The 9357-nt window shown below is 37.7% G+C and carries 4 protein-coding genes; 3 read left to right on the top strand and 1 reads right to left on the bottom strand.

The window, feature by feature from the left end:
• The first annotated feature begins 55 nt into the window (after window positions 1-55).
• Window positions 56-2806 (top strand): BREX-1 system adenine-specific DNA-methyltransferase PglX, encoded by a 2751-nt coding sequence (gene pglX / locus MMY95_RS14455; RefSeq protein WP_347192201.1) that lies wholly within the window; start codon window positions 56-58, stop codon window positions 2804-2806.
• Window positions 2806-3894 carry a tyrosine-type recombinase/integrase gene (locus MMY95_RS14450; protein WP_053267334.1) on the top strand — a complete coding sequence of 363 codons (1089 nt, stop codon included), beginning with the start codon at window positions 2806-2808 and terminating at the stop codon, window positions 3892-3894. Before pglX (MMY95_RS14455) ends, MMY95_RS14450 begins: the two co-directional genes overlap by 1 nt.
• A gap of 57 nt (window positions 3895-3951) precedes the next feature.
• Here MMY95_RS14450 and pglX (MMY95_RS14445) read toward each other — a convergent pair whose 3' ends face one another.
• Window positions 3952-6885, bottom strand: a complete 2934-nt coding sequence (gene pglX / locus MMY95_RS14445; RefSeq protein WP_347192200.1) for a BREX-1 system adenine-specific DNA-methyltransferase PglX — start codon at window positions 6883-6885, stop codon at window positions 3952-3954.
• Between the two features lie 112 nt (window positions 6886-6997).
• Here pglX (MMY95_RS14445) and pglZ point away from each other — a divergent pair.
• The coding region (pglZ, locus tag MMY95_RS14440) for a BREX-1 system phosphatase PglZ type A (RefSeq protein ID WP_241277758.1) at window positions 6998-9357 on the top strand (2360 nt) is incomplete at its 3' end.

Here is a 9357-nt window from a genome sequence, read left to right as displayed (position 1 = left end):
CGGTCTACATTGCCTCAATTTGCATCTTACTTAAGTAGTTTTAAGACGGACCCTAATTGCGGCTATCAAATTACAAATGAAAGTGTTGGGAATTACTGAGGAACAAATTTCCGACAAGTTGGAAACGTCTACGTCTGAAATTGAGTATTATGTGGATGACCGCAACCCAATCACTGGTTCAAACATTGTTAAGCGCCAAAAACTAGTTGTAGAATTACATGAGCGTGAGAAGGCAACCGATTATGAGACGGCCTACAATGAGTTAGTCGAAGAGGTTGCGTATACTTGGTTCAATCGCCTAATTGCGATTCGGTTTATGGAAGTTAATGGTTATTTGCCGAGTCGGATCCGAGTATTGTCTAGTTCATCAGGTCGCAATGAACCAGATATTATGTTGCGAAGCGAAGCCGATTTAGTGCCGTATCTTGGTGCTTTTAGCAACGAGGAGCAAGCAATTATGGTACATGCTTCGGAAACTGAAGCCACAGTTGACATGGACGCCAAATATCGGATGCTATTTATTAAGCAAGCCAACGCTTTAAATGCAAATCTACCACATTTATTCGAAAAAACTAACGATTATGCAGAATTATTGTTCACTCCAAACTATCATGACGGCATTATTCAGCATCTAATTAACGATATTGATGAAGCCGATTTCGATGTTACTCGTGGTGGTCAGGTTGAAATTATTGGGTGGCTGTATCAGTACTATAATACTGAACCAAAAGAAGTAGCATTCAAAAAGCGTAAATACGCTGAAACTGATATTCCTGCGGTGACCCAACTATTTACGCCGGATTGGATTGTCAAGTATATGGTTGAAAACTCGTTGGGCCGTTATTGGATTGATGTTTTACATGCTAGAAATGATTCGCGATCAGAAGTAGAAATAGCACAGGCTTATCATTGGCAATATTACATGCCCGAATCTCAGCAAAACGAACAAGTATCTCTAAAGATTATAGAGGCACAAAAAGAGCTTACTAAAGTGAAACTCGAGGATATTACTTTAGTGGATGCAGCAATGGGCTCTGGTCACGTGCTAGTTTACGCGTTTGATGTCTTTTTACAGCTGTATGAGTCAGAAGGTTATTCAAAGAGAGACGCTACCGAAAATATTATTCAGTATAATCTGTATGGTTTTGACATTGATACTCGAGCATTCCAACTATCATACTTTGCTTTATCTATGAAAGCGCGTGAATATAATCGGCGTTTCTTAACATTGGAATTAAGTCCAAACGTTTTTGATATCCCAGAATATACAGATTTGTCGGTACAGGATTTTGAAGATTTAATTACTACGGACCAGCAGTCTTCAGATATCACGCGTTTATTAAACGCCTTTCATGATGGCAATAGTTACGGCTCCTTAATTCATTTTACTGACCCCATTGATTTTCTCGAAATTGAATCAATTATTGATACAAAACCCGGAGAACATCAATTATCTTTTGAAAGTATTGAATTAGAAGAGAAAAAACATAAGCTAAAAGAAATTATTACAGTCTCGAAACTTTTATGTCGCAAATATACAGTAGGGGTCATGAATCCACCATACATGGGTTCAGGAAAAATGAATGATGTTCTTAGTAAATACGTAAAACGACATTTTACTGCTGGAAAAGCAGATTTGTTTGCTGCTTTCATGGAACGACTGCGAATGTTTGTGAGTGCCAATGGCTACTATGCGATGATTACACAACATGCATGGATGTTTCTCTCTAGCTTCGAGAAGCTTAGACAATCGTTAACACAAGATACACTAATTAATATGGCTCATTTAGGAACTCGAGCATTTGAAGAAATCGGTGGCGAAGTTGTGCAATCGACAGCTTTTGTACTGAAAAAGCAAAACTTAACTGAATATGTGGGTACGTATGAACGTCTAATTGATTTTAATTCTCAGGATAAGAAAGAAACGGCATACTTAGCAGCCGTTCGAGATCAAACGGTAGACTACCTTTATCGAACTAATCAAGCGAACTTCAAGAAGATTCCGGGAAGTCCAATTGCTTATTGGGTAAGTAATCAGCTGTTACATGATTTCTTAGTAGGAATACCCCTTAAGAATATTTCTCCCGCACAGCGTGGGCTGACAACTGGAAATAATAATCTATTTATTCATGACTGGTGGGAAGTTCTATTCAATCATGTTGATGTAAGCCGGTCTTGGAGGAAAAATCAAACGTCTAAGAAAAAATGGTTTCCGTATAATAAAGGCGGAAAGAACCACAAATGGTTCGGCAATCGTGAGCTTATTGTTAACTACTACAATTCTGGTCAGGAAATAGCTGAGTTTGGCAAAATTAACAAAAACTCTTTTGGATTTCAGGGAAAAGATTACTACTTTCACAGCGGTATAACTTGGAGTGCATTGACTAGTGCTTCTAATACGTTCAGGTATAGTCCTCAAGGTAGTATATTTGATTCTAACAAAGGGCCAATGCTTTTCTCAAATGATGATAGCACAATATTTTCTCTGCTAGGATTTTTGAACTCAAAAGTAACTACTCTAATTACTAAGGTTTTAAATCCAACATTGTCTTTACAGAATGGTGATATGGACAAGCTACCGATAAAAAAAGAAATATTCGATCAAAATATTGAACATGTCGTTAGAATAAATGTTTTATTAGCCCAAAGTGATTGGAATGAATATGAAAATTCATGGGATTTCAAAGTTCATCCACTTATATTGCACATCGCTGACGATAACCTATCAATATGGTATTATTCAGTGGTATTGACCAATCGCGGTGCCAAAAATGTGCCAATATTTCGGCTTTGGGGGGTAAAATAATGGTTAGTTATCAAAAACGAGGCAATGTTTGGCAATACGAAATCTCATATAAAGATGCAGACGGAAAGTATAAAAAGCTCCGAAAGTCCGGTTTTACAAGGAAATCTGACGCTATCTTGGCTGCCAGCAAGATTCAATCGGAACATCCTAATTTGAAAACCGCGAAGGCGGGTAGCGAATCACTAGTCAGTTACTACGAGCGATGGATTAAGACTTATAAGCAGAATGCAGTATCATCTATTACTTACAACAAATACCAAAACACTGCTAAACATGCGCGAAAGTTATTTGGTAGCTTAAAACTAAAAGAGTTAACTAAATTAACTTATCAAGAAAAACTCAATGAGTTTGCAAAAACACATGCACGTCGAACCGTTTCTTGTTTACACAAGCAATTGCGCGCATGTATTTTAGAAGCAATGGATGAACACATCATTGCTTCTGATCCTACACGCAAAGCTGTTATTACTGGCCGATCACTGCCAAAAATGTCCAAAACGCTAAATTACAATGATTGGGCTAAATTGATTACGCACTTGGATACCAATCAAATTGATGAAATGACTATCTATCTAGCTGCAGTAACAGGCATGCGTTATGGGGAAATAGTTGGTCTAACAATCAATGACTTGGACTTACAAGCCGGTATTATCAATATTAATAAAACTTGGGATTACAAATACAAGACGGGGTTTATGAAAACAAAAACGTCAACCTCCAATCGTAAGGTTTCAATCGATAACACAACCATCCATCGATTAAGTCACTATCTTTCAATCCACCATTTTGAACAAGATCAGCCTATTTTAATGGATAAGAATCATCACGTTTTAGTCAGTGCGGAAATCAATAATGCGCTAACAGCAAAACTACGAGTTCTGTCTATCCCAAGAATTACGTTCCATGGATTGCGCCATACCCATGCCTCTATACTCTTATACCGTGGTGTCAGTGTTCTATCTGTGTCCAGACGTCTAGGTCACAGCAACATCACCACTACTCAGTCTACCTATTTACACATCATTAAAGAGTTAGAGTCCCAGGATAAGAATAAGATTATATCCATTCTAAATGACACATTAAAATAATTGGCACTTTTTTGGCACAAAAGGAGCTCTCCGGCAAAGAGAGCTCCTTTATTATGACTATAATTTACTCAAAATTTTGTTTCCATCTTGTAACTTTTCATAGTTGACTAATACACCATCGTCTAAGTCAAGATTAATACGCTGGTCGGCAACATGTCGAACAATTGGATCATATTGCTTCAATTCTTTTAATTGTTGTGTGACATGTTTTAGTTTTTTCTCTAATTGCTTCTTAGTTTTAGTAACACTCTCATCTTGAACCCATTGCTGTAATTTCTCAATACGTTCTTCATAACGACTTTGTAACGGGTACATATAGTCAGTACGCATCATGGCTAATTCGCCCTCATCATAACGATGTAAGTACATCAATGCCTTCAGGCCATTCTGCTTTCCACTGTTGAATTCCCAATAGATTGGCCGCTTCTGATACCCCTTCTTATGATCTTTAAAGAAGTCATCCACAAAATATTTACGAATGGCTTGCTCAGAATTATCAGCTTTTTTACCAATTACATGAGCAATGTAATCCATGTTTTCTTGAACATGCTCTTCTCCAAAAGTTACTGCTAAGAAGGTTCTGAATCGATTCATGATATCACGATCATCGTCAAAATATCGGTCATCGTTTAACAACAACAAGTTGTCTTTATTTGGCACAAATTTCTGATATTTATCAGTATTCCACTCACCACCCGCATAGGCAAGTCCAAGAGTGTCTAACGAATATCTGCCGAACACAAGTCCAATAAAATACGATAACAAGGATTTAATATCACGTTCCTCATCTGCCCGACGCACGGAAACCTCTTTATCTTCAACTTCCGGCGTTAATTCATCGTTCAAACCGTACAAATCAATAAAAATTCGATTTAATTCTTCTTCATTTGCCTTTAATTGATCAAACCGCTCTTGTGCTTCAGTCTTCCAGATAGCAAAAGCATTTTCTAGCCGTCCACCGACTTCTGTTTGCTTATCGTCAGCGATGTGTGATAGAAGGGGATGGCGAATAAAGTCCCATGATTCTTCAAATGAATTCCAATCATTTTGGGTGATTTCAATAGCTACTTGTACTTGTTTATACACAGAAATCTTAGAATTAATGACTGGAAAATTTGCAAAGTTTCCAGTCTGTAAGTGTATTGTTGGATTTAAAATTTTGAAAATGTAATTAGTTACTTTTGCATTTAAAAGCCCCAATAGAGATAGTAGGTCCGTTTGTTTTTCTAATTTAAATGCAGATTTCCCAACGACATCAAAAATACTTCCTGGTGTTCTATACCTTGCACTGAAGTCTCCACTAGTTATATCAGACCAAGTAATGGATTCTTGAAAATAAAATCTAGGATTACGGACAACTGATCTGGCATTCCCATTTTCCCACGTGAACTCCTTTATCATTTTTCCATTATCTTGCCAATTTACCACATAATCATAATTACCAAACCATTTTCGATACGAACCACCTTTATTATACGGAAACCACCTTTTCCCTGATAGAGTTGATTCAGAGATGGTATTTGCACTATAACAGATGTTCTGATTTCCAACTTCATACCAGAAGCGTAAAAATATTTTGTTATCCCCAGTCTGTAGTCCTACTTTGGGAACTACGATATTTTCCATACGTTTTCCAACTTCAAAATCGTGGATAAGATTTTTACTAGCCCAATAAGCAATCGGACTTCCCGGAATTTTTTTGAAGTTCGCTTGATTAGTTCGATAAAGGTAGTCAATATCAGGATTTGCGATTGCTTCTAACACCTTATCTCTCTGAACATTCATACCGCCTTTAAAAGCTGAAAGCTTGATGTAAGTCCCATTACTACCATTTGGCACATTTTTTAATACAAATGTATTGATTGGAACAGTGGCTTCCTCAAATGCTGAGTACTCCATTTGAATCAGGCTAGAAATCTCCTTATTGGCCACTAAATAACTACGCAGTTTCTCATATGTCTTAATAAACATCCAAACAAATGGCGTCATATAGGCAGCATAACCGCCAATTTTAACTAAATTGATATTGTTGAATATAAAGACAGAGAAGAGATCCCCTGAGTAATCAGCATAGTTTTTCTTCACATATTTTTTCATGTCTGGATCGAACTTGTTCAAGTACGGTGGATTTGTTACGGCCACATCATATTTAGTAGACATAATTTCGCCGATGGTTAATACTTTTAATACGATCTTTTTCGATTGATTCATACCAAAGATATCCAACGCGTCCGTGTGCATATCTTCCACGTTTTCTCGCAACTTTGTCCAATTAAACGTTTTGTCAAACTTGATAATTGAACCTAGTTCTCCGGCGTTACTAAAGAGCTCAATAATTTGTTTTATATCATCTGCATATTCACCCGATAAGGCATCCAAAAACTCAGGTGAGACCGTGTCCGTATCTTCAAAAACGTGGACATTTAGTTTAACTTTTTCAGGCTGCAAGGCACGCCGATTGTATTGTCGTGCTTTCATCATTAAAGCAAAATATGCCAACTGATAGGCACGTTTATCAATTTCCAAACCGTATAAGTTGTTTTGTACGATGGATAAGGCTGCATCACGACTTGAGTATCCCTGTTCCGCATACATTTTCATAAAGACATCGAACGCATATACCAGAATGTGGCCTGACCCCATCGCATTGTCGATAAGACGCATATCTTCGAGATTCTCACTAGAATCAACTGTCTGAATCTCTCCAGGAAGCAAATAATCCAAATTTGATTTCAAATCACTGTTAGGATGACGTTCAAGCCAGTACTTTCCTAATGAGTTATCAACCATATAACGAACGACCCAATCTGTGGTAAATAACTGAGTTGCGGCAGGAATTTCGTTTTTGGTAACGGCTCCCCCAGTGATATTCACTGCATAATCATGTGGTTCAGTATTATAGTACTGATACAGCCATCCAATAATTTCAACCTGACCACCACGAGTAACGTCAAAATCGACCTCATCAATATCGTTAATTAGATGCTGAATAACGCCGTCATGATAGTTTGGAGTGAACGATTATTGAATTTATTATAATGTGAGTTTTAGCGGGGAATACGGTATGATAAGGGTGGTGAATTTTTTGAAATGAGGAGTAATTATGGCTGACGTAAATATTGATCAAGTTGTGACAACGTTAAAAAGTAAATTTAAGGCGGGCCATCAATTCATTTTTTGGTACGGCGACCAGGGCGAATTTGAGGATAGTGTCCGCGACTTGACCGGAGCACTAGCGGGTGTCGCCACTGTAGTTGAGTTAAGGATGGGACACCAATTAAAAACAAAGTTGCGGTTATTGGGGGCGGGCACGAGCGAAAAGTTTTTAATTTACTCGCCGCAACCACAACCGCCATTAGATGAAAACCATTTACGCGATATGGTGCTGTACTCTGAGATATTCAGAGCGGATGCACCAGAAATTTTGCGTAAAGAACTGCAATTGCCTGAGAATATGTATTCATTTGTAAAAAGATATACAGCATTTTTTGGAAGTAAGGAACGCCGTGCACGGTTCATGAAGTATGACTTGCACAGTTATCAGTCAGAACCAACAGTTGCAATTATGGCGGCAATCGTTCGACTGGATCAGCCGTTAGTAGATTTCTTTGCGGTATTAAGACTGATTCTTAAGGCTGGATTGACGGATAACAAGTACTTAAATGAATTTGAAAAATATCACGTCATCAATGATTTTTGGAGAATAGTCAGTGATCAATTTGGATTTCAGTCTGATCAGCCAGATTTATTAACACTGGCGTCTGGAATGTATGTCACTATGGCCTTTCAACAAATGGGACTCCCAACGGCAACTGATAATCGTTATAATTTGAGTGCTCGGGCGGCCAATGTCCAAACGTTTATGCAACAATTTAGCGCTGAAGCCTACAATCAGCATCGTGATGATTATGATCAGATTGCACGGCATGTTTGGGAGAATATTAAAGTAAATAAATTTTTTGATCAACTTGATATTGATGATCTTGCAAATAGCGATGTTTTCCCGGAATTTGATCGAAGAATTTTGAACTGGATTCAAGAGCAATTGTTGCTGGAAAATGATGAAGTTCTAGTTGACGGTTTAAGTATTGGTAAATTGACTAAGAAACGTCGAGAAATGCACTATGGCCGCTCACATAATACCAATCATTTGTACTTGATGGTCAGAAGTGCATGGCAAGTTATCCAAGCTCGTCACAATCGGCCCGCAAATGGGTTCAACGCAATGGTTGATGAGTATACTAATGGTGGTTATTATATTGATATGAATTATCGTCACTTTGTTTATGAATATCGTATTGCTGGTTATCCAGATTACTATATGCGATTAAAACGATTGGTAGAACAAATTTATGTTGATCTGTTATCCAAGTTCAATATTAGCTGGAATCAGAGTTTAAATTATCAGCAAATTGCGCCACAACTTTTGCAACGAAATTTTTATAATCAGTATATTCGTAACGAACAAAATCGAATTGTAGTTATTATCTCTGATTCATTTCGTTTTGAAGTTGGAAAGGAATTACAAGGAAAACTAAAGCAAGAGGATCAAGTTACGGATATGCAGATGCATTTTCTAATTAGTGGTTTGCCATCCGTTACCTATATGGGTATGCCGGCTTTGCTACCGCATCACAACTTAGCATTACAGGCTGAAGAGCGCCGGGTAACCGTTGATGGTCAGCCTGCAAGTAATATCGAACAACGCCAAGCAATATTGCGCCAAGCAAACCCTAAAAGCACGGCATATCGTTTTAAGGATTTGCAAGGTAAGTCACGTGATGAACTTCGATCCATGTTTGTCAATCAAGAAGTAATCTATATTTATCACAATCAGATTGATACTACAGCAGAGAATAAAGGAACCGAAGATGAAACTGCCACTGCAGCTAAAAATGCGATTAACGAATTGCAAGAATTAATCTGGCGATTAAGAACTAACAGTATTAATCATGTTTATATTACTGCAGATCACGGGTATCAATATCGTGATGAAAAGATTGCTGATATCGACAAAATTGAAGTTAAAACGGTTGCGGAGGATTGGAAATCACCACGTTATTTAGTTTCTGAACGTGACATCAAGGTACCGGGTGTTGAACGTCAAGCCCTAGCTAATATTTTAGAAAATCAAGATTCACGGTATGTTTATTATCCGACTACGGCTAACGTATTTAAGGCTAATGGTGGTGATAATTATGCACATGGAGGATCATCATTGGAAGAAATGGTGGTCCCGTTACTGGAAGTACGCACAACCAGTAAAAAATCGACAGCACATGAGGTAACCTTACAAATTAATAATTCTAATTTGAGAGTAACCTCATTAGAGGTACCGTTAAGTATTATGCAAACCGAACCAATTAGTTCTAAAGTAACACCAGCTGCCTTTAAACTATACTTTGTGGGGCGAATTGTCAAACTAAGTGCAACGGTTTGTCAAAAAATACTTCATATGGGGTT

This window comes from Lactiplantibacillus sp. ME-2, from assembly GCF_022549155.1.
Taxonomy (GTDB): Bacteria; Bacillota; Bacilli; order Lactobacillales; family Lactobacillaceae; genus Lactiplantibacillus; species Lactiplantibacillus plantarum.
The sequence above is the reverse complement of the archived record's forward strand: the minus strand, read 5'-3'. Positions and strand labels throughout refer to the sequence as shown.